18 protein-coding genes and 2 pseudogenes are annotated in these 24334 nt (G+C 73.4%); 13 read left to right on the top strand and 7 right to left on the bottom strand.

Annotated elements, in window-relative coordinates:
- Nucleotides 1–63: 63 nt before the first annotated feature.
- Nucleotides 64–1029 carry a glutathione S-transferase family protein gene (locus ACWD6N_RS19165; RefSeq protein WP_354963264.1) on the bottom strand — a complete coding sequence of 322 codons (966 nt, stop codon included), beginning with the start codon at nt 1027–1029 and terminating at the stop codon, nt 64–66.
- 106 nt (nt 1030–1135) lie between these two features.
- Between ACWD6N_RS19165 and pcaF the strand changes: the two genes are divergently transcribed.
- The 11 genes and pseudogenes from pcaF to ACWD6N_RS19220 all read left to right on the top strand — a co-directional run bounded on the left by pcaF (nt 1136) and on the right by ACWD6N_RS19220 (nt 16732).
- Nucleotides 1136–2341, top strand: coding sequence for a 3-oxoadipyl-CoA thiolase (gene pcaF / locus ACWD6N_RS19170; RefSeq protein WP_354963263.1), 1206 nt, complete (start codon nt 1136–1138; stop codon nt 2339–2341).
- Nucleotides 2342–2493: 152 nt separating this feature from the next.
- Nucleotides 2494–3307: pseudogene (locus ACWD6N_RS19175) on the top strand (SAM-dependent methyltransferase).
- Between the two features lie 4 nt (nt 3308–3311).
- On the top strand, nt 3312–5477 hold the full coding sequence (locus ACWD6N_RS19180; RefSeq protein ID WP_450005004.1) for a putative bifunctional diguanylate cyclase/phosphodiesterase: 2166 nt from the start codon (nt 3312–3314) through the stop codon (nt 5475–5477).
- A gap of 55 nt (nt 5478–5532) precedes the next feature.
- The gene (locus ACWD6N_RS19185; protein ID WP_354963260.1) at nt 5533–6033 is read left to right on the top strand and encodes a DUF456 domain-containing protein; all 501 of its coding nucleotides are present in this window, start codon (nt 5533–5535) and stop codon (nt 6031–6033) included.
- 287 nt (nt 6034–6320) lie between these two features.
- On the top strand, nt 6321–7907 hold the full coding sequence (locus ACWD6N_RS19190) for an amino acid permease (protein ID WP_387325472.1): 1587 nt from the start codon (nt 6321–6323) through the stop codon (nt 7905–7907).
- Between the two features lie 115 nt (nt 7908–8022).
- Nucleotides 8023–9387 carry a glutamine synthetase family protein gene (locus tag ACWD6N_RS19195; protein WP_354963258.1) on the top strand — a complete coding sequence of 455 codons (1365 nt, stop codon included), beginning with the start codon at nt 8023–8025 and terminating at the stop codon, nt 9385–9387.
- A gap of 24 nt (nt 9388–9411) precedes the next feature.
- Nucleotides 9412–10767: an aldehyde dehydrogenase family protein gene (locus ACWD6N_RS19200; RefSeq protein WP_354963257.1), complete on the top strand. Its 1356-nt coding sequence runs from the start codon at nt 9412–9414 to the stop codon at nt 10765–10767.
- A gap of 5 nt (nt 10768–10772) precedes the next feature.
- The gene (locus ACWD6N_RS19205; RefSeq protein ID WP_354963256.1) at nt 10773–11540 is read left to right on the top strand and encodes a 3-oxoacyl-ACP reductase; all 768 of its coding nucleotides are present in this window, start codon (nt 10773–10775) and stop codon (nt 11538–11540) included.
- Complete coding sequence (locus ACWD6N_RS19210) at nt 11537–12283, top strand: gamma-glutamyl-gamma-aminobutyrate hydrolase family protein (protein WP_354963255.1); 747 nt, start codon at nt 11537–11539, stop codon at nt 12281–12283. The genes ACWD6N_RS19205 and ACWD6N_RS19210 overlap by 4 nt, the downstream gene beginning before the upstream one ends.
- Nucleotides 12284–12330: 47 nt before the next feature.
- Entirely contained in the window at nt 12331–12882 is a 552-nt protein-coding gene (locus ACWD6N_RS19215; RefSeq protein WP_354963254.1) for a pyridoxamine 5'-phosphate oxidase family protein, read from the top strand.
- Between the two features lie 192 nt (nt 12883–13074).
- Nucleotides 13075–16732, top strand: a pseudogene (locus ACWD6N_RS19220) (SpoIIE family protein phosphatase).
- A 60-nt stretch (nt 16733–16792) separates the two neighbouring features.
- Here ACWD6N_RS19220 and ACWD6N_RS19225 read toward each other — a convergent pair.
- Nucleotides 16793–17107, bottom strand: coding sequence for an STAS domain-containing protein (locus tag ACWD6N_RS19225; RefSeq protein ID WP_354963252.1), 315 nt, complete (start codon nt 17105–17107; stop codon nt 16793–16795).
- Between the two features lie 95 nt (nt 17108–17202).
- Here ACWD6N_RS19225 and map point away from each other — a divergent pair, with 95 nt between their 5' ends.
- Both map and ACWD6N_RS19235 read left to right on the top strand, forming a co-directional pair.
- Entirely contained in the window at nt 17203–18060 is an 858-nt protein-coding gene (map, locus tag ACWD6N_RS19230) for a type I methionyl aminopeptidase (protein ID WP_354963251.1), read from the top strand.
- Complete coding sequence (locus ACWD6N_RS19235) at nt 18057–18770, top strand: VIT1/CCC1 transporter family protein (RefSeq protein WP_354963250.1); 714 nt, start codon at nt 18057–18059, stop codon at nt 18768–18770. Before map ends, ACWD6N_RS19235 begins: the two co-directional genes overlap by 4 nt.
- Before the next feature lie 6 nt (nt 18771–18776).
- On the opposite strand, the gene ACWD6N_RS19240 is transcribed toward ACWD6N_RS19235, so the two are convergent.
- From ACWD6N_RS19240 to ACWD6N_RS19260, 5 genes are all read right to left on the bottom strand, one after another.
- Complete coding sequence (locus ACWD6N_RS19240) at nt 18777–19514, bottom strand: nucleotidyltransferase domain-containing protein (RefSeq protein ID WP_354963249.1); 738 nt, start codon at nt 19512–19514, stop codon at nt 18777–18779.
- Nucleotides 19515–19630: 116 nt separating this feature from the next.
- Nucleotides 19631–20131: a nitroreductase/quinone reductase family protein gene (locus tag ACWD6N_RS19245; protein ID WP_354963248.1), complete on the bottom strand. Its 501-nt coding sequence runs from the start codon at nt 20129–20131 to the stop codon at nt 19631–19633.
- A gap of 64 nt (nt 20132–20195) precedes the next feature.
- The gene (locus tag ACWD6N_RS19250; protein ID WP_354963247.1) at nt 20196–22997 is read right to left on the bottom strand and encodes an FtsX-like permease family protein; all 2802 of its coding nucleotides are present in this window, start codon (nt 22995–22997) and stop codon (nt 20196–20198) included.
- Nucleotides 22994–23728, bottom strand: a complete 735-nt coding sequence (locus tag ACWD6N_RS19255; protein ID WP_387325455.1) for an ABC transporter ATP-binding protein — start codon at nt 23726–23728, stop codon at nt 22994–22996. Before ACWD6N_RS19255 ends, ACWD6N_RS19250 begins: the two co-directional genes overlap by 4 nt.
- Complete coding sequence (locus ACWD6N_RS19260) at nt 23725–24327, bottom strand: PadR family transcriptional regulator (protein WP_354963246.1); 603 nt, start codon at nt 24325–24327, stop codon at nt 23725–23727. Before ACWD6N_RS19260 ends, ACWD6N_RS19255 begins: the two co-directional genes overlap by 4 nt.
- Nucleotides 24328–24334 lie beyond the last annotated feature (7 nt).

Here is a 24334-nt window from a genome sequence, read left to right on the forward strand (position 1 = left end):
GCGACGCGGCGCGCGACGTCCGCCCGGGCCGCCGGCGCGGTCGAGGTGCCGCGCCGACCCGGCTCAGCCACGCCCGTGCGGCGTGGTCCAGCCGGACTCGTCGGGCCCGAGCGGCACGATGCCGCTCGGATTGATCTGCCGGTGGGTGCCGTAGTAGTGCCGCTTGATGTGGTCGAAGTCCACCGTCTCGCCGAAGCCCGGGGTCTGGAACAGGTCCCGGGCGTACGCCCAGAGCACCGGCATCTCGGTCAGCTTGTGCCGGTTGCACTTGAAGTGCCCGTGGTACGCGGCGTCGAAGCGGACCAGCGTGGTGAACAGCCGTACGTCGGCCTCGGTGATCGCGTCGCCCATCAGGTAGCGCTGCCCGGCCAGCCGCTCGGAGAGCGCGTCCAGCCGGGCGAAGAGTGCCCGGAACGCCTCGTCGTACGCCTCCTGCGAGGTGGCGAAGCCGCACCGGTAGACGCCGTTGTTGACGTCGGTGTGGATCTCGGCCATCAGCGCGTCCATCTCGGGGCGCAGCTCGACCGGGTACAGATCCGGCGCGCCGGGGGCGTGCAGCCGCCGCCACTCGGTGGAGAGGTCGAGGGTGAGCTGCGGGTAGTCGTTGGTGACCACCCGACCGGTCAGCGTGTCGACCAGCGCCGGCACGGTCACCCGGCCGGTGTAGTCGGGGTCGGTGGCCAGGTACGCCCCGGAGAGGAAGCCGACGCCGAGGACCGGGTCGAAGCCGTCCGGGTCGAGGGCGAACGCCCAGCCCCGCTCGTCCCGGATCGGGTCGACGGTGCCCAGCGAGATCGCGTCGTCCAGCCCGAGCAGGCCGCGCACGATCCGGGCCCGGTGCGCCCACGGGCAGGCGCGGCACCAGATCAGCCGGTAGCGGCCGGCCTCCAGCGGCCAGCGGTCCTGCTCGTCCGGGCCGCCGCCGGGCGGGGAGGTCGAGTCCGGGGTGACCCGGCCGGTGAACCGGTTGGGCTGGCGGACGAACGCGCCGCCGCCGCTGGTCTCTGCGCTGAACTGGGCCCGAGCCATGCCGTCAACCTATCGGCTGGGGGGCGCGGATATCCTGGCGGCTGGCAGCCCGCACGACCCCGGTGGGCGCCCCCACCCCCGCCGTCTCCACCCCGAAGGACTCGCGATGACCGTGGCATACCTGGTGGCCGGTGTCCGCACCCCGATCGGCCGGTACGCCGGCGCGCTGGCCGGTGTGCGTCCCGACGACCTGGCCGCGCACGTGATCCGTGAGCTGGTCGCCCGGCACCCTTCGGTGGACTGGGCCCGGGTGGACGACGTCGTGCTCGGCTGCGCCAACCAGGCCGGCGAGGACAACCGCAACGTGGCCCGGATGGCGGCGCTGCTGGCCGGCCTGCCCGAAGAGGTGCCGGGCAGTACGGTCAACCGGCTCTGCGGCTCCGGGCTGGACGCCCTCGCCACCGCCGCCCGTTCCATCGTGGCCGGGGACGCGGAGCTGGTGGTCGCCGGCGGGGTCGAGAGCATGAGCCGGGCGCCGTTCGTCATGCCGAAGGCGACGTCGGCGTACTCCCGCTCGGCCGAGGTGTACGACACCACCCTGGGCTGGCGGCTGGTCAACCCGCTGATGCGGGACGGCTGGGGCGTCGACTCGATGCCGGAGACGGCGGAGAACGTGGCCGCCGAGTACGGCGTCAGCCGGGCCGAACAGGACGCGTTCGCGTACCGCTCGCAGCAGCGCGCGGCCAAGGCACAGGCCGACGGCCGGTTCGCCGAGGAGATCGTGCCGGTCTCGGTGCCGGCCGGCCGCCGGGAGACCCGGCTGGTCGAGGTCGACGAGCACCCCCGGGAGACCTCGCTGGAGAAGCTTGCCGCGCTGCCCACCCCGTTCCGGGAGGGCGGCACGGTGACCGCCGGCAACTCGTCCGGCGTCAACGACGGTGCGGTCGCGCTGCTGGTGGCCAGTGAGGCCGCGGTGGCCCGGTACGGACTCACCCCACTGGCCCGCATCGGCGGCGCGGCGGCGGCCGGCGTGCCACCCCGGATCATGGGGATCGGCCCGGTGCCGGCCACCCGCAAGCTGCTCGACCGTGCCGGCGTCGAGTTGAGCGCGGTGGACGTGGTGGAGCTGAACGAGGCGTTCGCCGCGCAGTCCGTGGCGGTGCTGCGCGAGCTGGGGCTGCCCGTGGACGCCGAGCACGTCAATCCGAATGGCGGCGCCATCGCGTTGGGGCACCCGTTGGGCGCGAGCGGCGCTCGGCTGGCGTTGACCGCCGCCCTGGAGCTGCGCCGTCGCGGCGGCCGCCGCGCCCTGGCCACCATGTGCATCGGCGTCGGGCAGGGCATCTCGCTGCTGCTCGAGTCGGCCGACTGAGCACGGAAAGAGCGCGAAGGGATCTCCCGGACGCGGGAGTCGGCGGCCTAGAGTGGTCCACACCACACGACCCGCGGGTCGACCGGTGGTCGCGCGTGCCAGCCGACGCCGGTGCCGTCCCGCGCCGCGGCGATGAACTGGGGAGCACGCTGATGCCGGACGGGATTCCGACCGAGATCGATCTGACCAGGCCGAGCGCGGCCCGGGTGTACGACTACTTCCTGGGCGGGGCGCACAACTTCGAGATCGACCGTCGGCTGGCCGAGCAGATCGCCAGCATGACGCCGAATCTCGCCGCCACCATGCGTTCGGGTCGGGAGTTCCTGCGCCGGGCCGTCCGGGCTCTGCTCGACGCCGGCATCGACCAGTTCCTCGACATCGGCTCCGGAATTCCCACCGTGGGCAACGTGCACGAGGTGGCCCAGGGGGCGAACCCCAAGGCCCGGGTGGTCTACGTCGACATCGACCCGGTGGCCGTCGCGCACAGCCGGGAACTGCTCGCCGGCAACGACCTGACCGGGGTGATCCACGCCGATCTGCGCGACCCGGAGCGGATCCTCGCCGAGACCCGCCAGCTGGGGCTGATCGACTTCAGCCGGCCGATGGGCATCCTGCTGGCCGGGGTCGTGCACTTCGTCCCCGGACGCCGACCGGCCCGAGGCCATTCTGGCCACCCTGCGGGCGGCCGCCGCACCCGGCAGCTTCCTGGTCATCTCGCACTCCACCTTCGAGGATCAGCCGCAGGAGATGCTGGACGCCCAGCGGCTCTCCGCGCGGACGGACACCGAGATCACGCTGCGTTCCCGCGCTCAGGTCACCGGCTTCTTCGGCGACTGGACCGTCCTCGACCCGGGCGTCGTGCACATGCCGCTCTGGCGTCCCGACTCGCCCTCCGATGTGGACGAGCACCCGGAGCGGTTCGGCGCCTTCGGGGGCGTCGCCCGGTACGACCAGCCCGCCGGCTGATCCCGTGGCCGCCGTCCCGGACCCGACCGGGGTCGACGCCGGCCGGGGCGACGCCCAGGGCTACGCCGCCAACTGGGCCCGCGCGGTACGCCGTCTCGGTTTCGTGCCGCTCAGCGCGGCCGAGACCGAGCGGCTGCTGCTGGTGCACACCGTCCGGCTGGCTCAGGCGGTACGGGCCGAGCCGTTCTCGGCCCGCCCCGCCGAGGAGGTGGGGCGGGCGCTGGTGGAGGCGCACCTCACCGAGCCCCGGGCGCTCGAGTGGTCACTGCGCGCCCTCGGTCAGGACTTCCCCCGCCAGGTGCTGGGCGCGGACGACCAGCCGGCGGACCTGACCGAGCGGATCGCGGCGGTGCAGGGCGGCCTGGCCGCCGGGTTCGCCCGTGCGCTGCGCGACCGCACCTTCATCCAGCAGGAGCGGATCGCCCGGTCGGCCTGGCAGGCGCGGGACGAGGTCGAGCAGGCCCTGCGCGACAGCGAGGCACGCTTTCGGGCGGTCTTCACCGGCGCCGCGATCGGGATCGGCATCGCCAGGGTGGACGGCCAGATCATCGACGTCAACCAGGCGTTCGCCGACATGCTCGGCTACTCGATCAGCGAGCTGTGTGCGACCAACGTGTCCGCCCTGTTCCACGCCGACGACGCCGCCGGGATGTGGGAGCTGTACCAGGAGATGATCGAGGGCAAGCAGGACTCGGCCCGGTTGGAGAAGCGCTACCACCGCAAGGACGGCAGCGTGGTCTGGACCGATCTGGCCGTCTCGCTGATCCGGCACGACGACGGCCGGCCCCGGTTCACCGTCGCGATGATCGAGGACATCACCGAGCGGTACGAACTCCAGCGGCGGCTTCGCTTCCAGGCGCTGCACGACCCGCTGACCGGGCTACCCAACCGGACGCTGTTCTTCGAGACGCTGGGCCGGGTCCTCGACACCGCCGGAACCGGGCGGCGGGTCGGGGTGTGCTTCCTCGACCTGGACGGCTTCAAGGCGATCAACGACAGCCTGGGTCACGACCTCGGTGACCGGCTGTTGGTGATGATCGCCCGGCGGCTGGCCGCGTGCGTGGCGGACCACGGCCACCTGGTCGCCCGGATGGGTGGCGACGAGTTCGTCATCCTGGTCGACGGCGGGAACGACCTCGACGACGCGGTGGCCGTGGCGGAGGCCGCGTTGGCCGCCGTCGCAGCCCCGGTGCACGTCGGTGACCAGCAACTGGCCGTCTCGGCCAGCGTGGGCATCGTGGAGTGCCCCGCCGCCGAGACCACCGCCTCGGAGCTGATGAAGGCCGCGGACACCACGCTCTACTGGGCCAAGGCCGCCGGCCGGGGCCGGTGGGCGGTCTACGACCCGGAGCGCAGCGCCCGGGACATCGCCCGGTCGGCGCTGGTCGCCGGGCTGCCGGCGGCGCTGGACCGGGGCGAGTTCGTGCTGCACTACCAGCCGATCGTGTCGCTGCTGGAGGGCACCATGCTCGCGGTGGAGGCGCTGGTCCGGTGGGAGCACCCGGAGCTGGGCCTGATCGGGCCGGACCGGTTCATCGCCCTGGCCGAGGAGACCGGCCTGATCGTCCGGCTCGGCGAGTGGGTGCTGCGGCGGGCCTGCCGCGACGCCGAGCGGTGGTGGCGGGAGTTCCCCGACGCCCGGTTGGTGGTCAGCGTGAACCTGGCCGCCCGGCAGGCCGACGACCCGGCGATCGTGGAGACGGTGGCCGACGCGTTGGCCACCAGCGGGCTGCCGGCGGAGCTGCTGCAGCTGGAGCTGACCGAGAGCGCCGTGATGGGTAGCGCGGGCGAGCCGCTGCGCAGCCTGCACCGGCTCGCCGGGCTGGGCGTCCGGCTGGCGGTGGACGACTTCGGCACCGGGTATTCCAATTTGGCGTACCTGCGGCGGCTGCCGATCCACTGCCTGAAGCTGGCCGGCCCGTTCGTCGAGGGCATCCGCGCCGACGGAACGGACGCCGTGGCCGACCACCGCGACGAGCGGATCGTCGACGCGCTGGTCCGGCTGGCGCACGCGCTGGAGCTGTGGGTCACCGCCGAGGCGTTGGAGACCGGTGTGCAGGCCGAGCGGCTGCGGGCGCTGCGCTGCGACACCGGGCAGGGCCGGCACTTCGGGGCTCCGGCGCCAGCCGAGGCGATCACTCTCCGGCTGCGCGGCGGGGCGGTGGGGTGAGCGGGGGATCCGTCCGGACCGGCCGGTTCCGGGTGTGGCGACGGAGGGCGACGGCGTGAGCCTGAACGACTCGCAGACGGTGGTGACGGTGGTGGCCGCGCTGGCCATCCTGGCCGGGCTGGCGGGCGTGGTGGTGCCCGGCCTGCCGGCGCTGCCGCTGTGCTGGGGCGGGGTGCTGGTCTGGGCGATCTTCGGCGGCGCGGGCCCGGGTGGTTGGGCGGTGTTCGCCGCCGCGACGCTGGTTGCCGCCGGGGGCACCGTGATCAAGTACGCGTGGCCTGGTCGCAACCTGAAGCGCACCGGCGTGCCGACCTCCACGCTGCTCGCCGGCGCGGTGCTGGGCATCGTCGGCTTCTTCGTGGTGCCGGTGGTGGGGCTGGTGCTGGGCTTCGTCGCTGGGGTGTGGGCGGCGGAACGGCTGAGGCTGGGCAGCAACCAGTTGGCCTGGCCGTCCACGGTGCAGGCGCTCAAGGCCGCCGGCCTGTCCATGCTGGTGGAGTTCACCGCCGGTCTGCTGATCGCCGCCACCTGGCTGATCGGACTCCTCCTGACCTGACCGACGCCCGGGGGCGCGGGGCACTGTCGGGTACGGCGGAACGCCGCACGTGAGAGAGAGTGTGCCCCGCGCCGCCGCGGTCCGGGCGGTCCGAGTGCCCGGGGAGGGTGGGTCAGTGGGCCCGATCGGGCCTGGTCACGGGGTCAAGGATGGCGTCCGGGGTGGGGTCACGGCAACGCAATTAGCCCGACGGCGGTGAGATTCCCACGGTCATCGTATTGACCACCTTGATCAGCGGGACGACACTTTGCGCACTCGTACGCGGAATCACCTCAGGGAGGTGTGCAGTGGCCACGACGCCTGTGCCGACCGCCGAGCATCCGATGGACGACGACGCCCGACGGCTCGCCGAACTCGGCTACAAACAGGAGCTGCGCCGCAAGTGGAGCGGCTTCTCCAACTTCGCCATCTCGTTCTCCATCATCTCGATCCTGGCCGGCTGTTTCACCACCTTCGGCCAGGCCTGGAACAACGGCGGGCCGGTCGCCATCTCCTGGGGCTGGCCGCTGATCTCGCTGTTCATCCTGATCATCGGCTTCTGCATGGCGGAGCTGGTGTCGGCGTACCCGACCGCCGGCGGGATCTACTGGTGGGCCGCGACGATGGGCCGCCCGGTGCACGGCTGGTTCACCGGCTGGTTGAACCTGATCGGCCTGGTCGCGGTCACCGCCTCGGTCGACTACGGCTGCGCGACCTTCCTCAACCTGACCCTGTCGGCGCTCTTCGACGGCTGGGCCGGCACGCTGCGCCAGGCGTTCGTCCTCTTCGTGATCATCCTGGTGCTGCACGGGCTGATCAACATCTTCGGGCACCGGATCATCGACGTGCTGCAGAACGTCTCCGTCTGGTGGCACGTGGCAGGGGCGGCAGCCGTGGTGGCCATCCTGGTCCTCGTTCCGGACAACCACCAGAGCTTCCAGTTCGTGTTCACCGAGCGGTTCAACAACTCCGGCTTCGGTGACGGGGACACCGGCGGGCTGACCTTCTGGTTCTACGTGCTGCCGCTGGGCTTCCTGCTCACCCAGTACACGATCACCGGCTTCGACGCCTGCGCGCACGTGTCCGAGGAGACCCGGGGCGCCTCGCAGGCCGCCGCCCGCGGGCTCTGGCAGTCCATCTTCTACTCGGCGGTCGGCGGCTGGATCCTGCTGCTGGCGTTCCTCTTCGCGGCCACCGACGTCGAGGCGGTCAACGCAGCCGGCGGCTTCTCCGGCGCCATCTTCGAGTCCGCGCTCACCCCGGTCTTCTTCAAGATCGTCATCATCATCTCCACCATCGGGCAGTTCTTCTGCGGGATGAGCTGCGTGACCTCGATGAGCCGGATGGCGTACGCGTTCAGCCGCGACCGCGCCGTGCCGGGCTGGCGGCTCTGGTCCCGGGTGGACCGCAACGGCACCCCGGTCAACGCGATCATCGGTGCCACCCTGGCCGGCCTGGTGCTCACCCTGCCGGCGCTCTACGAGAGCTCCGCCGGCATCCCGATCGCCTTCTACGCCGTGGTCTCCGTCGCGGTGCTCGGGCTCTACCTGTCCTTCCTCATCCCGATCGCGCTGCGCCTGCGGATGGGCGACCGGTTCGTCCCCGGCCCGTGGACGCTCGGACGGAAGTACAAGCTGCTCGGCTGGATCGCGGTGATCGAGATCGCGGTCATCGCCGTCTACTTCGTGCTGCCGATCGTGCCCGCCGGGGTGCCCGGCAACGACGGGTTCACCTGGTCGGCGGTGAACTACGCGCCGCTGGCCGTGGGCGGGGTGCTGCTGGTGGTCGCCGTCTGGTGGTACGTCTCGGCCCGGAAATGGTTCGCGGGCCCGGTTCGTACCGTCGAGGAGCCTGCTCCGGCGGCCGACCCGGCGCCGGTCGACGGCCCGGCCTGACCCGCGCCCGGCGGGACGGGCGCCACTGCCGTCCCGCCGGGTTTGCCACCCTCGCCGCCGGGGGCATTGACGGTGATCCGGTTTGCCAGTAGACCTTGGTGATGGAGGCCCGTGAATGAGGAGAGCTCCGCTCACGCTGGAACAACTGCGGGTCGCTGTCGCCGAGGGTGAGATCGACACCGTCGTGCTGGCCCTGGTCGACATGCAGGGTCGCCTGCAGGGAAAACGGTTCCACGCGCCCTTCTTCCTCGATCAGGTCGTCGAGCACGGCAGCGAGGGGTGCAACTACCTGCTCGCCGTCGACGTGGACATGAACACCGTCGACGGGTACGCGATGTCGAGCTGGGAACGCGGCTACGGCGACTTCGCGATGGTGCCGGATCTCGGCACGTTGCGCCGGATGCCGTGGCAGCCGGGCTCCGCGCTGCTGCTGGCCGACCTGACCTGGCTGGATGGCTCCGGTGACGTGGTCGCCTCGCCCCGGCAGATCCTGCGCCGGCAGCTGGGCCGGCTGGCCGAGCACGGGCTGACCGCGTACGCCGGCACCGAGCTGGAGTTCGTGCTGTACCGCGACTCGTACGAGGACGCCTGGCGGCGCGGCTACCGTGACCTCACCCCGGCCAACCAGTACAACGTGGACTACTCGCTGCTCGGCACCGCCCGGGTGGAGCCGCTGCTGCGCCGGATCCGCAGCGAGATGGCCGGCGCCGGGCTGACCCCGGAGAGCGCCAAGGGTGAGTGCAACCTCGGCCAGCACGAGATCGCCTTCCGGTACGACGAGGCGGTCGCCTGCGCCGACCACCACGTGATCTACAAGAACGGGGCCAAGGAGATCGCCGCCCAGGAGGGCATGGCGATCACCTTCATGGCCAAGCCGAACGCACGGGAGGGCAACTCCTGCCACATCCACTTCTCGCTGCGCGACACCACCGGCGCCTCGGCGATGCTCGGCGACGGGCCCGCGCACCTGTCGGAGACCGGGCAGCGGGTGCTCGCCGGGCTGCTGGCCACGATGCGGGAGTTCAGCCTGCTCTTCGCCCCGAACATCAACTCCTACAAGCGCTACCAGCCGGGGTCGTTCGCCCCGACGGCGCTGCGCTGGGGGGTGGACAACCGCACCTGTGCGCTGCGGGTGGTCGGGCACGGGCAGGGCATGCGGGTGGAGAACCGGGTGCCGGGCGCCGACGTCAACCCGTACCTGGCGATCGCCGGGCTGGTCGCCGGCGCGCTGCACGGCATCGAACGGGAGCTGGAGCTGGGCCCGGAGTGCACCGGCAACGCGTACGACGACCCGGAGGCCGAGCGCGTGCCCGGCACCCTGCGCGACGCCCTGACCCTCTGGGAGCAGTCGACGGCCGCCCAGGACGCCTTCGGTCCCGAGGTGGTCGCTCACTACGCCAATCAGGCCCGGGTGGAGCTGGCAGCCTTCGACGCGGCGGTAACCGACTGGGAGCTGACCCGTGGCTTCGAACGCCTCTGACGACGCAGGAATGGGGGTGCCGGCGTGACGCAGGTGGTGGATCCGGCGTCCGGGGAGAGTTTCCGGGACGTACCCGGGGCTTCGGTTGGGGAGGTCGACGCCGCGATCTCTCGGGCGGACCGGGCGTTCGACGGGTGGCGGGGGGTGGCGCCGGGGGACCGGGCCCGGATGTTGCGGCGGTTCGCCGCTGTTGTCGACGCGCATCTGGACGAGCTGGCCACGCTGGAGGTTCGCAACTCCGGGCACACCATCGGCAACGCCCGCTGGGAGGCCGGCAACGTCCGCGACGTGCTGGACTACTACGCGGGCGCGCCGGAGCGGCTGACCGGGCGGCAGATCCCGGTGCCCGGCGGGCTGGACGTCACCTTCCACGAGCCGCTCGGCGTGGTCGGCGTGATCGTGCCGTGGAACTTCCCGATGCCGATCGCCGCCTGGGGGTTCGTCCCGGCCCTCGCCGCCGGCAACACCGTGGTGCTCAAGCCCGCCGAACTGACCCCGCTCACCGCGCTGCGCCTGGCCGAGCTGGCCCGCGAGGCCGGCCTGCCCGACGACGTGTTCACGGTTGTCCCCGGCGAGGGCGCCGTGGTGGGGGAGCGGTTCGTCAGCCACCCGGCGGTCCGCAAGATCTGCTTCACCGGCTCCACCGAGGTCGGCACGCGGATCATGGCCGGCTGTGCCACGCAGGTGAAGCGGCTGACCCTGGAGCTGGGCGGCAAGAGCGCCAACATCATCTTCGCCGACGCCGACCTGGAACGCGCCGCCGCGACCGCTCCTGGCGCGGTGTTCGACAACGCCGGCCAGGACTGCTGCGCCCGGTCCCGGATCCTGGTCCAGCGCCCGGTGTACGACCGCTTCCTGGAACTGCTCGAACCGGCGGTCCGCGCCGTGCGGGTCGAGGACCCGGCCCGGGACACCGCCGAGATGGGCCCGCTGATCTCCGCCGGCCAGCGCGACCGGGCCGCCGGCTACCTGGCCGGGTCCCGGGTGGCGTTCACCGGCTCCTGCCCCGACGGTCCCGGCTTCTGGCACGCCCCGACGGTGCTGCTGGCCGACTCGCCAGCCGACCGGCACTGGCGGGAGGAGATCTTCGGCCCGGTGGTCTCGGTGCTCCCGTTCGACGACGAGGCCGACGCGGTCCGGCTCGCCAACGACACCGAGTACGGCCTCTCCGGCTCGATCTGGACCCGGGACGTGGGCCGCGCGCTCCGGCTCGCCCGCGCCGTCGACGCGGGGAACCTCAGCGTCAACTCGCACTCCTCGGTGCGCTACTGGACCCCGTTCGGCGGGATGAAGCGCTCCGGCCTGGGCCGGGAGCTCGGTCCGGATGCGCTGCACGCCTTCACCGATGTCAAGAACGTGTTCATCGCGACAGAGGGGTGACGCCAGTGCAGGGTCGGTTGCAGGACCGGGTGGCCGTGATCACCGGTGCGGGCAGTGGGATCGGGTTGGCCACCGTCCGTCGGTTCGCCGCGGAGGGGGCCCGGGTGGTCTGCGTGGACATCGACGCGGCGGCCGGGAAGCGGGCCGCCGAGGAGTGTGGCGGCGAGTTCGTGGCCACCGACGTCGCCGACGAGTCAGCGGTGCGTGACCTCTTCGACGGGGTGGTCGACCGGCACGGGCGGGTCGACATCGCGTTCAACAACGCCGGCATCTCGCCGCCGGACGACGACTCCATCCTGACCACCGGCCTGGACGCCTGGGAACGGGTGCTGCGGGTCAACACCACGAGCGTCTACCTCTGCTGCAAGTACGCCATCGGGCACATGCGCCGCCAGGGCAGGGGCTCGATCATCAACACGGCCTCGTTCGTGGCGCTGATGGGCGCGGCGACGTCGCAGATCGCGTACACCGCGAGCAAGGGCGGGGTGCTGGCGATGACCCGGGAGCTGGGTGTGCAGTTCGCCCGCGAGGGCATCCGCGTCAACGCGCTGTGCCCCGGCCCGGTGGCCACCCCGCTGCTGCTGGAACTCTTCGCCGCCGACCCGGAGCGGGCCGCCCGCCGGCTGGTGCACGTGCCGATGGGCCGGTTCGGGCAACCGGAGGAGATCGCCGCCGCCGTGGCGTTCCTGGCCAGCGACGACGCCTCGTTCATGACCGCCGCGCAGTTCGTGGTGGACGGGGGCATCACCGGCGCGTATGTCACTCCACTATGACCAGGCCACTGATCGGGATCAGCGCGTACGTCGAGCCCGCCGACTGGGCCATATGGCGGGGCGTGCGCGCCGTGCTGGTGCCCGAGGCGTACGTGCGGGCGGTGACCGTCGCCGGCGGCCGGGCGGTGGTGCTGCCGCCGGACGACGGGGACGGCGACGTGCTGGCGGTCCTGGACGGATTGCTGCTGGCCGGTGGTGCCGATGTCGGCCCGGGGCGGTACGGCCAGCTGCCCGACCCCAGGACCGAGGACCGGCCGGACCGGGACGACGGCGAGCTGACCCTGCTGTCCGCGGCGCTCGCCGCGGAGCTGCCGGTGCTGGGCGTCTGCCGGGGGATGCAGCTGCTCGCCGTCGCGTACGGCGGCACCCTGCACCAGCACCTGCCGGACGTGGTCGGTCACCAGGCGCACCGCCCGGCGCCCGGCGTCTACGGTGAGCATCCGGTGCGGTTCGCGCCGGGCAGCCTGGCCGCGACGGTGTTGGCCGGGGTGGACCGGGTCAACTCGTACCACCACCAGGCGGTTGCCGACCCTGGGCGGCTCGCGGTCAGCGGCTGGGCGGCGGACGGTGTGATCGAGGCGGTCGAGGATCCGGGCCGGCCGTTCGTGCTCGGGGTGCAGTGGCATCCGGAGAACGAGCCGGATCCCCGTCCGATCACCGCGCTGGTCCGGGCCGCCCGCCAGCGACCGCCCGGCACCGCGCCCGACGACGCCGGGCGGTCGGTGCGACCCCGGGGTACGTGACGCACATCGCACCCGCCGGCCGTGGTGGCCGGTGGGAGGATCAGCGCATGGGCAAGGTCTATCCGGAGATCGACGGTCGGCTGCGCGACTTCATCGCGGCCCAGCCGGTCTTCTTCGTGGCCACCGCGCCGTCGGGCGCCGACGGGCACGTCAACGTCTCGCCGAAGGGCATGCGGGGCACCTTCGTGATCCTCGGCCCACACCGGGTGTCCTACCTGGACTATCACGGCAGCGGCGCGGAGACCATCGCCCACCTGCGGGACAACGGCCGGATCACGCTGATGTTCTGCGCCTTCGACGGGCCACCGAAGATCGTCCGGTTGCACGGTCGGGGCAGCAGCGTCGCGGTGACCGAGGAGGCGTTCGCCGACCGGCTCGCCGAGTTCCCCGAGCCACCGGACGTGCACGCCGTGCGGGCCGTGATCACCGTCGAGGTGGACCGGGTCAGCGACTCCTGCGGGTACGCGGTGCCGCTCATGGACTACCGCGCCGAACGCGACCTGTTGCTCACCGCGCACTCGCGCCGTACCGCCGACGACCTGGTGGTCTACCGGGCCACCAGGAACGCGGCGAGCATCGACGGGCTGCCCGTCTTCTGAGCCGTCGAGGGCGCTCCACCAGGGGTTGCCCGGACGCCGCGTCCGCCCCGGTGTCGGATGGCCGACGGGCCCGGCGCACGTAACCAGCGTCCGAGGGGCGTCACGCGTTACGTTGCTGGTCCGCCGGGGTACAGGTCGGGACACGGCAGGCGGAGATCAACGGCTGGGGGCACAGCCGGAGCGGGAGGCTGTATGAGCTCGGCCCAGGGGGGCGCGGACGCGGAGGGTTCCTCGGCGGTCGGCGCGGAGCTCCCCCCGATGCTGGCGGCCGCGTTCGCGGCCGGTGGCGAGTTGGGCGAACGGCTGCGTCGCTTCGACTGGTCCTCGACACCGGTGGGCGCCCCGGCCTGCTGGCCGTCGGCGCTCTCCAACGCGGTCGGCATGATGCTCGCCTCCAGCGCGCAGATCGTCATGTTCTGGGGCGACAACCAGCTCGCCTTCTACAACGACGCCTACCGCCCGACCATCGGCGGCAAGCACCCCGGCGTGCTCGGTCAACCGGCAGCGCAGCACTGGGCGGAGACCTGGGAGGTGCTCGGCCCCCTGCTGGAGGGCGTACGGCGCACCGGGCGCTCGTACCGCGGCGAGGACCATCCCTTCCTGCTGGACCGGCACGGCTTTCTCGAACAGACCTACTTCGACGTCTCGTACGACCCGATCCGAGGGGCCGACGGCTCGGTCAGCGGCGTCTACTGCATCGTCAACGAGACCACCGGCCGTGTTCTCGGCGAGCGCCGGCTTCGGGCGCTGGCCGAGTTGGGCGCCGAGTTGGCCGAGGTGGGCAGCGCCGCCGAGCTCGGCCGGACCGCCGCCGAGGTGCTGGGTCGGCACCGGGCCGACGTACCGTTCGCGCTGATCAACCTGGCCGACGACACCGGCCGGTTCGTCCTGGCCGGCTCCGACGGCACCGGCCAGGCCGCCGTCGACGTCGACCCCGGGGTGCTCGCCCGGGTGACCGCCGACGGCGTGCCCGCCACGATCGACGTGGCCGGGCTGCTCGACGCGCCGCCGGCCGACGCGGCCGATGAGGCGCTCGTGCTGCCCGTCACGGCGACCCACGAGAGGGTCGGCGCGCTCGTCGTCGGCGTGGCCCGCCGGCTGCCGCTCAACGATGAGTACCGAAATTTCCTCGACCTGGTCGCCGCCCAGATCTCCCGGGCGGTGGGCAGGCAGCGGGCGTACGAGCAGGAGCAGGCCCGCGCCGCGGAGCTGGCCGCGCTGGACCGGGCGAAGACCAACTTCTTCGCCAACGTCAGCCATGAGTTCCGGACCCCACTGACCCTGGTGCTCGGCCCGCTGGAGGACCTGCTGGCCGACCGGGCGCTGCCTTCCGACTACACCGACCGGCTCACCATGATGCACCGCAACGCGCTGCGCCTGCTCAAGCTGGTCAACACCGTGCTGGACTTCTCCCGGCTGGAATCTGGTCGGCTGGCCGCCCGCTACCAGCCCACCGACCTGGCCGGCTACACGGCCCGGCTGGCCAGCACCTTCCGCTCGGCCACCGACCGGGCCGGGTTGGAGCTGGTGGTGGACTGCCCGCCGCTGCCCGCGCCGGTCATCGTCGACCGGGACATGTGGGAAAAGATCGTCCTCAACCTGGTGTCGAACGCGGTCAAGTTCACCTTCGGCGGCGAGATCCGGGTCCGGGTCCGGGCCGTGGACGGCGCCGCCCGGCTGGAGGTCAGCGACACCGGCGTGGGGATCGCGCCGGCCGAGCTGCCGCACGTCTTCGAACGGTTCCACCGGGTGCCAGGGGTGCGCGCCCGCACCCACGAGGGCACCGGGATCGGCCTGGCGCTGGTCCGGGAGCTGGTCGAGATGCACGGTGGCGAGGTCGGGCTGACCAGCCGGGTCGACGAGGGCAGCACGTTCACGGTGACGGTCCCGTTCGGGTCGGCGCACCTGCCCGGCGACCGGGTGGTGGCGTTCGCCCCCCTTCCGACGGGCGAGCCCGAGCAGGCCCGGCTCTACGTGGCGGAGACCGCGCTGTGGACCGGCACCGAGCCGACGCCCGATTTCGGCGGCCAGCCCGCGGAGATCGCCCCGGCCGGCCGGATCCTGGTCGTCGACGACAACGTGGACCTGCGCGAGCACGTCACCCGGTTGCTCTCCCCGACCTGGGAGGTGGTCACCGCGAGCGATGGCCTGGCGGCCCTGCCGCTGACCCGCGACGGTGGGTTCGACCTCGTGCTCGCCGACGTGATGATGCCCCGGCTGGACGGGTTCGGCCTGGTCGGCGCGCTGCGCGCGGACCCGCGTACCCGGCACGTGCCGATCGTGCTGCTCTCCGCCCGGGCGGGCTCCGCGGAGGCGGTGGCCGGCCTCTCCGCCGGCGCCGACGACTACCTCACCAAGCCGTTCTCCGGGCAGGAGCTGATCGCCCGCGTCCGGGCGAACGTCGAACTGGGCCAGCTGCGCGGGCAGATCATCCGCCGGCTCCGGGCGCTGGCCGACGCCGCCGTGGCGGTGAACACCGCCCGGTCCACCGCCGAGGTGCTCCAGGTCGCCGCCCGGCACGCGCTCACCCTCGCCGAGGCCGCCCGGGTGGTGGTCACCGCGAGCGGAGCCCGTTCCGAGGCGGACGCCGGGGGTGTCACCGCCACCGACCCGTCCTTCGTGAGCGAGCTGACCGGCACCACCGGCGAGCAGCTCGGCGAGTTGCGGGTCTGGCGGCCGCCCGGTGACGACGCCCGGGCCGACGAGGCCGCTCTCACCCAGCTGGCCCGGTTGGTCGGGGTGCGGCTGGAGAACGCCCAGCTGTACGAGGCCGATCACCGCATCGCCACCACGTTGCAGCACAGCCTGCTGCCCCGGTCGTTGCCACAGCTGCCCGGCGCGGTGGTGGCCAGCCGCTACCTGCCCGGCACCGCCGACGTCGAGGTCGGCGGCGACTGGTACGACGTGATTCCGCTGGAGAGCGACGAGCTGGTGCTGGTCATCGGCGACGTCGTCGGCAAGGGCGTCCAGGCCGCCGCGGCGATGGGGCAACTGCGCAACGCGCTGCGGGCGTACGTCCTGGAGGGCTTCGACCCGGGTGAGTCGCTGACCCGGCTCAACCGGCTGGTCGGCTCCACCGAGGGCCGCTCCTTCGCGACCGTGGTCTGCCTGCTGTTCAGCTCGCGGGCCGGCCGGCTGCGGTACGCCAGCGCCGGCCACCCGTCGCCACTGCTGATCCGGGGAGGCGACGCGGCGTTCCTGCACGACCGTGCGCTCGGCCCACCGGTCGGCGCCATCCCCGACACGACGTACCGGACGGTCGAGGGGGAGCTGCCCGTCGGCAGCCGGCTGCTGCTCTACACCGACGGGTTGATCGAGGACCGTCAGATCGGCATCGACGAGGCGCTGGCCCAACTGCGCGTCGACGCGGCCATCCCCGGCGAGCACGTGGACGACCTGATCGACGCGGTGGTCGAGCGGGTCGCCGGGCGGCCGCGCCGCGACGACGTGGCGGTGCTGGCCCTGGAGGCGGCCGAGCTGAACCGCTTCGTGCTGCGACTGCCGGCGGACCCGACCCGGCTGAGCGTGCTGCGCAAGCGCCTGGAGGATTTCCTGGTCGCGCACGGGGTCGGCGAGACGGACCTGTTCGACCTGACGGTGGCGGTCTCCGAGGCCGCCGCGAACGCCATCGAGCACCCGGTGCACCCCGCCGAGGATGATCACCGTGGAGGTGGCCATCGAGGACGGCACGGTGACCGCCACCGTGCGCGACAGCGGGCAGTGGCGGGAGTCGACCGGCTCCGGGTTCCGGGGGCGCGGGCTGACTCTGATCAAGGCGTTGGGTGACCTGTCGGTGCGGCGTACCGCCGAGGGCACCGAGGTGACGCTGCGCCGGCAGTTGCAGGCCTGACCACGCGCTCCGGTCGCCGCGTACCGCATGCGCTGCCCAGGGGTGCGGAGCGTGAGCCGCTCAGGCCGGGCTCAGCCAGCTCTGCTCGCCCAGGCCGGAGATGTCCAGCACCCGACGGACCTGCCGGGACGGCAGCACGGTGAGCGTGCCGGGAAACTGCTGGGCGAGCCGGACCAGGGCGTGGATGGCGGCCGAGTCGAAGAAGGTGACCGCGTTCAGGTCGAGGGTGATCCGCTCGGCGGGCTCGCGGAGCGCCGTCTGGAGCATCGTGTCGGCGGTCGCCATGTCGACCTCGCCGGCCACCACCACGTGGAGGTGGCCACCGTCGATCTCCGCGCTGGCAGAGAAGACGGGTGGTGCTCCCCCTTGATCCACGCAGACACCATGGCACAGCCGACCTGACTGGGCAACAACCGGTCCGGAGCGGCCGTGGCACGAGTCACCGGCGGCTCCGGCGATAGGCTTGCGGCATGACCGTCCGTCCGCCGCTGACCCCAGGCACGCTCTCCCCGATGCGACCGGTGCCCGCCCACATTCCCCGACCGGAGTACGTGGGCAAGAAGCGCCCCCAGGAGTGGCGTGGCTCGCACGTGCAGACGCCGGAGACCATCGAGAAGATGCGGATCGCCAGCCGGCTGGCCGCCCAGGCGACCCAGCTCGCCGGTGAGCACTGCAAGCCGGGCGTGACCACCGACGAGATCGACCGCGTGGTGCACGAGTTCCTCTGCGACCATGACGCGTACCCGTCGACGCTCGGCTACAGGGGCTTCCCCAAGTCCTGCTGCACCAGCCTCAACGAGGTCATCTGCCACGGCATCCCGGACTCCACCGTCCTCAAGGACGGCGACATCATCAACGTCGACGTGACCGCGTACATCAACGGGGTGCACGGCGACACCGACGCCACCTTCTGCGTCGGCGAGGTCAGCGAGGAGGCCCGGCTGCTGGTCGAGCGGACCCACGAGGCGATGATGCGCGGCATCCGCGCGGTCGCCCCGGGCCGGCAGATCAACGTGGTGGGCCGGGTCATCGAGTCGTACGCCAAGCGGTTCGGCTACGGCGTGGTCCGTGACTTCACCGGCCACGGCATCGGCGAATCCTTCCACAGCGGGCTCTACGTGCCGCACTACGACAGCCCACGGCCCACCGACATCATGGAGCCGGGGATGACGTTCACCATCGAGCCGATGATCACGCTGGGCACCTACCAGTACGACATGTGGGACGACGGGTGGACCGTGGTCACCAAGGACCGGAAGTGGACGGCGCAGTTCGAGCACACCATCGTGGTGACCGACAACGGCCACGAGATCCTGACCCTGCCGTGACCGACACCCCAGCGGCGTTGCGCGAAGCGCACCACGCGGACGTCTCCGGCGGCTGGCTGCGCCCAGCCGTCTTCGGCGCGATGGACGGGCTGGTCACCAACATCGCCCTGATCGCCGGAGTCGGCGGCGGCGGGGTCTCGCCGCGCAGCATCGTGCTGACCGGCTCCGCCGGCCTGGTGGCCGGCGCGATCTCGATGGGGCTCGGCGAGTACACCAGCGTGCGCTCGGCCAACGAGCAGGTCGCCGCCGAGGTGGCCAAGGAGCGGCGGGAGCTGGAGCGGCACCCCGAGGCGGAGGCCCGCGAGCTGGCCGACGCGTGGGTGGCCCGCGGCCTGCCGCGGGACCTGGCCACCCAGGTCGCCGAAGCGGTGCGGCGCGATCCCGAGGAGGCGCTGCGGGTGCACGTCCGCGAGGAGCTGGGTGTCGATCCCGACGACCAGCCCAGCCCGTGGGCGGCTGCCATCTCCTCGTTCCTGTTCTTCTCGCTGGGTGCGCTCGTGCCGCTGCTGACGTACCTGTTCGGCGCCACCGAGCTCTGGCTGGCACTCGCCGTCGGCGGGCTCGGGCTGTTCGCCGCCGGAGCGGTGGTGGCCCGGTTCACCAACCGGCCCTGGTGGACCGGCGGCCTGCGCCAACTCCTGCTGGGTGCCGCGGCCGCCGGCGCCACCTACCTGATCGGCTCGCTGATCGGCGTACAGGGCGGGCTGTGACGCCGGTCAGCCGCTGAGCAGCTCGTCGACCGTGCCGTCGACCGGGCGGCCACGGGCGGTGAGTTCCTCGGCCTGCCGGGCCAGCACCACCCCCACCTCGGTCATGTCCGCGCCGGCCAGCCCGGTGCGGCGCACCGCGTCCCCCGGGTCCCGGAAGTAGGTGCGGCTCAGCAGCCCCGTCACCGTGGCCGCGGCCAGCCGTGCCTCGCCGAGCATCAGCAGCGCCTGGTCCGTCTCGTACCACTCGGCCAGCCGGGCAGCCCGGGCATGCGCCGCGCTGCCCCGGTACCAGGCCTGCCGGGCCGCCGTGCTGAACTCCGCCGGCCGGGCCCGGGCCAGCCGACCGAGGTGCTCGTCGCGCAGCGTCGGCAGCCAACCGGTCGGGTCGTGCAGAGCCCGGGTGGTGACGTACCGGTCGGCGGTCAGCGGCCACAGGGGGGAGAGCACCCGGGCCTGCCCGAGGTAGTCGTCGGCGGCGGCCACGGTCAGGTCGACCAGCACCCCGTCCACCCGCCGGGTCGCCGGTGGTGGGCCGGTGCCGGGTCGGTAGGTGACCACCAGCATCCCCACCTCGCGGTCCCCGCCGCCGTCGTCGTCGCCGTGCGCCAGCGGCCCGTGCACCGCGACCGCGAGCACGTCGGCCGGGAAACGCCGCCGGGCCGCCTCGGCGACCTGCTCCGCCACCGTCCACCGCCGATCGTCGCGGCCCCGGTCGGTTACGGTCTTTTCGCTGCTCGCGCTCACCGGGCCGCCTTTGTTCGCGACTGCGGGGCTCGCAACAGCGGCTCACTCCTCGCGCTCACCGGGCCACCTCTCGTTCCCGACTGCGGACCAACCCCGCCTGGCGACTGAGTGTCAGCCTAGCCAGCCGGTGGCGGCCCGGCCGGCGCGCCGCGCCCGGCCGGCACCAGCCGGAAGATGCGGATCTCCCGCCCGCCGGCCCGCTGCACGTACGTGCGATACGCCGGCCACTCGGTCACCAGGAGCTGCCACAGCCGGTCCCGTTCCGCGCCGGTGGCCGGCTCGGCCCGGACCGGCACCCGACGGCCCTTCACGTCCACCTCGGCGGCCGGCTCGGCGAGCAGGTTCATCGCCCAGCCGGGCTGGTGGGTCTGACCCCAGTTGGAGCCGATCACCACGTACGCGTCGCCGTCGGGCACATAGAGCAGCGGATTGCTGCGCGGCCTGCCGGAGCGGCGGCCGGTGGTGGTGATCACCAGGGACGGGATCAGGCCGAGCGCGACCACCCGGCCCCGGGTGAGCCGGCCGACGATCCGGTCGGCGGGCACCAGCAGGCGGGCGGCGGCGCCGAACCAGCGGTGGTGCCCGACTCGGCGGGTGAGGGTTCCCAGCACTGACACGCCGACAGTCTGCCGGCTGCCAGGCCCCGGCGGCACCCCCCGAATGCCCGCCGGAGCGCCCCGGTCAGTCCAGTCGCCGCTCGATCGGCAGCCGGGCGCGGGTGAACAGGCCCGCGCCGAGCATCGCCACCACCGGCACCAGCACCAGGACGCCGAGCGCCGGCCACGGCACCAGGAACGGGTACGGCTCGCGTACCGGCCAGGCGGTGGCGTACTGCCGGTTGACCGAGAGCAGCACGATCGCGGCGGTGCCCAGCCCGGCCACGATGCCGAGCACCGAGCCGAGGCCGGCGATGATCCCGGCCTGGCAGATCGCGAGCAGCCGGCGTACCGCCGGGGCTGCGCCGACCGCCGCGAGGGTGGACAGCTCGGCGCGGCCCTCGGCGGCGGCGAGCGCGGTCGCTATCCCCGCCGCGCCCACCGTGATCAGCCCGGCCGCCGCCGCGAGCAACAGGAGCAGCGGTGAGTTGTCGCGTGGCGCGGCCCCCTGCTCCACGCTCAACGAGAACGTCCCGAAGGATTGCAGGGCGGCGGTGAAGCGCTTCTGCCGGTGCACGTCCGGCGGTTTCGGCGTGCCGATCACCCAGCCGCTCGGGGACCCGATCAGGCCGAGGCGTCGGGCCGCGGGTGGGGACAGCAGCAGGCTGGGCTGGCCGACCGCCGCGCTCAGCGCGTACGCGGGCAGTTCGCCGGTGGTGACGGCCGGCCTGTCGGCCTCCATTTCCACCCGGTTGACCCGCACGGTCACCCGGCCATCGTGCAGATAGCGTGGGTCGGTCACCACGGCACCCCCGGCGCGCAGCACCGCGGTGGCGGCGGCGGTCTCCGCCGGATCCGCGCCGGTGAGGAGCGGCAGCGCGCTGCCGTCGTCCACCAGTGGCTGCACGTAGCTGCCGTAGTGGTCCCCGGGCGGGGCCACGCAGCGCGGGTCCGCCCGGGCCTGCCGGCGCTCCGCCTCTGAGAGGGCGTCCCCGGGTCGCCAGGGGCAGGCCCGCTCCGGTGGTAGCTCCGGCTCGACGTAGCAGTAGCCGCCGGGGGTCGCCGCCGGTTGGCAGGCCGCCATCTGCACCGGAGCCACCGCCGCGGCGTCCAACTGCGCCCGGGCGGCCGTGGTGACCTGGGCCAGCGTGGGCCCGGATTCGCGGGTCGGCTCGGCCGGGCTGACCAGCACGTGACCGGTCGGCAGCATCGGCTGGTAGGCGCGCGCCTCGCGGGCCCCGTCGCTGGCCAGGTACCCGCCGAGCGCGACGCTGCTGGCCACCGCCGCCATCACGGCGCAGATGGCCGGCGCGGCGGCCGCCCGGTTGCGGCTGGCGTCGCGCAGCGCGATCCGGGGCGCCAGCGGCAGCACCCGGCCGAGGCGGGCGAGCGCGCCGATCAGGGTGGGCGTGCAGCAGACCAGGCCCAGTTCGCCGAGGATCAGGCCGGTCAGGATCACCGCCGGCGAGGTCTGGGTGGCCCCGAACGCCGCGAGCGCCGCCCCGCCGACCACCAGCGTGAGACCGAGGACCAGCCACCGTGCCCGGGTCGCGGGCGGGGTGCGTCGCCCGGCGAGCCCGGCGATGACGTCCTGCCGGGCGGCGGTCCAGGCCGGTGCGAGCGCGGCGAGCACCCCGGCCAGCACCGCGACCCCACCGAGCACGACCAGCGCCGACGGCCAGCACCGGTACCCGCCGAAGCGGGCACCGAAGACGTACTGCTCGACCAGCGGGCGGCCGGCGAACGCGGCGCCGACGCCGAGCAGCAGGCCGGCGGCAGCGCCCAGCACGCCCAGCACCACGCCGTCGGCGAGCACGACCCGGCGAAGCTGGGCCGCGTCCCCTCCGGCCACCGCGACCAGTGCGAGGTCACGTCGTCGGCGGCGGACGCCGACCGCGAAGGCCGGCCCGACCAGCAGCACGACCTCCAGCAGCCCGAGGCCGGCGATCAGTACGCCGGTGCTCAGGTCGGCCGCGTCGGCCGGACCGATGAACCCGGGCCAGCCTCGGGACGGCTGCGTCGTCGGGCCGGTCGGGTGATGGGGGACGACCAGGAAACCGCGCTCGTTGAGCCGGGAAACCATCGCGGCATCAGCGGCGCCGGGCACGTCCACCAGCCAGGTGCTGGGCGGTCCCGGCTCGGTACGCGGCACGGCGGCGGGATGCAGCGCCACCACCGGGCCGAGGTCGTCGGGAAACTCGACCACCCCGACCACGGTGTACACCCTGGTTCCGTCGGCCGTGGCCATCGCGGCGCCGAGGCGCAGGTCCAGACGGCGGAACGCGGCCGGACTCACCGCGACCTCGCCGGGCTGCCGCGGCGTACGCCCCGCCTGGAACCGCACCAGACCTCGGGCCAACGGGTCGGTGAGGTCCAGCACCCGACCTTCCACGTCCTCGTCGCGCACCGGGCCGCGCACGGTGAGCGACAGGGGGCCGCGCATCTCGGTGACCCGGCTGCCCGGGCCGAGCAGCGCGGCCACCTCGGAGGTGGTGGCGACGCGGCGACCCGACGTGTGCTCACTCTCGTGGGCGGACCAGTTGTCGCCCCACGCGTCCTGCTCGATCGAGGTGTCGGCGAGCCAGCGCAGCTCCGCGTCGGCGACGCCGAGCCGGCGGTCGACCCGCTCCTGGGGAGTCAGCTCGGCCATGTCGTAGCTGACCGCCAGGAAGGTCAGCACCAGCACCGGCAGGGCGATCATCGCGAGCACCAGGGCGGTTCGCCGGCGGGCCCGGCGCGACTCCCGCCGGGCGATCCGCAGCGCCGCCCGCCAGGAGCCGATCAGCTCGGCCGTCCGCCGTCGGCCCGGTGGCGCGGGTGGCGCGACCGGCGGGGCCGCCGGGACGTCGGCGCGGGCGGGGGCCCGCAGCGCCCGGCGGATGGTCACCGGTCGCTGCCGGACAGCAGTTGCTCGACGCTGCCCAGCGGCGCCGTCGTGTCGACCAGCACCCCGTCGCGCAGGAACACCACCCGGTCGGCCCAGCCGGCGTGCCGCGCCTCGTGGGTGACCAGGATGCCGGCGGCGCCCGCGTCGACCCGGCGGCGCAGCAGGTGCAGCACGGCCTCGCCGGTCTGCGAGTCCAACGCCCCGGTCGGCTCGTCGGCGAGCACCAGTCGCCGCTCGCCGACCAGTGCCCGGGCGATGGCCACCCGCTGCTGCTGGCCGCCGGAGAGCTGGTCGGGGAACCGGTCACCCAACGCCGGGAGGCCCACCTCGGCCAGCGCGGCCAGGGCCGCCGCGCGGGCCTTGCGCCCGCCGGTGCCGTCGAGCTCCAGCGGCAGCGCTACGTTCTCCACCGCGCTGAGGCTGCCCAGCAGGTTGAGCTGCTGGAAGATGTAGCCGATCCGGCGGCGGCGCAGCTGGGCCAGCCCCCTGCGGTCCAAGGCGCCCAACGGCTGGCCCTCGACCCGTACCTCGCCGCCGGTCGGGCGGTCCAGCCCACCGGCGAGGGAGAGCAGCGTCGACTTGCCGGAGCCGGACGGACCCATCACGGCGACCAGCTCGCCCGGCCGGACGACCAGGCTGACGCCGCGCAGGGCGTGCACCGCCGCGGGGCCGACCCCGTGGGTGCGGTGGACGGCGCGTAACTCCAGCACCGCGTCGTCCGCCCCGCTCACCGTCGCGCCTCCTCGTCGGCCCACCGCGCCGCGTCGGACGCGTCGGCGTCGCCCGGCCTGGGCACGGGTGGCCCGGGGGCCCCGGGTTGATGCCGCACCAGACTCGTCTCGCAGTGGTCCAGCCAGCGCACCTCCGCCTCGGCCTGGAACACCATCGAGTCCAGCACCAGCCGCCAGGGCAGGTCCTCCGGCCGGTCGCTGCCGTACTTCAACCGGGTCAACTCCTGCAACGCCCGCATCGTCGCGCTGCGCTGGGCCTGCACCACCGAGCGGACGTCCACGCCGGGGGTGGTCAGCGCCAGCGCCAGCTTGATCGCCAGCTCGTCACGCGGACGGTCGGTACGGCTGACCGGGGTGGCGAACCACAGCGCCAGGTCCGCCCGGCCGGCATCGGTGATCTCGTACGGCCGTTGCCCGGCCTCGCTCTCCGGCAGCGGGCGCACCAGACCGTCCCGTTCCAACCGGGACAGCGTGGTGTAGACCTGCCCGATGTTCAGCGGCCAGGTCGAGCCGGTCGACTCCTCGAACGCGGCCCGCAGTTGGTAGCCGTACATCTGGCCGCGTTCGAGCAGGGCGAGCAACCCGTGACGGATGGACATGGCAACG

This window comes from Micromonospora sp. NPDC005163, assembly GCF_053599835.1.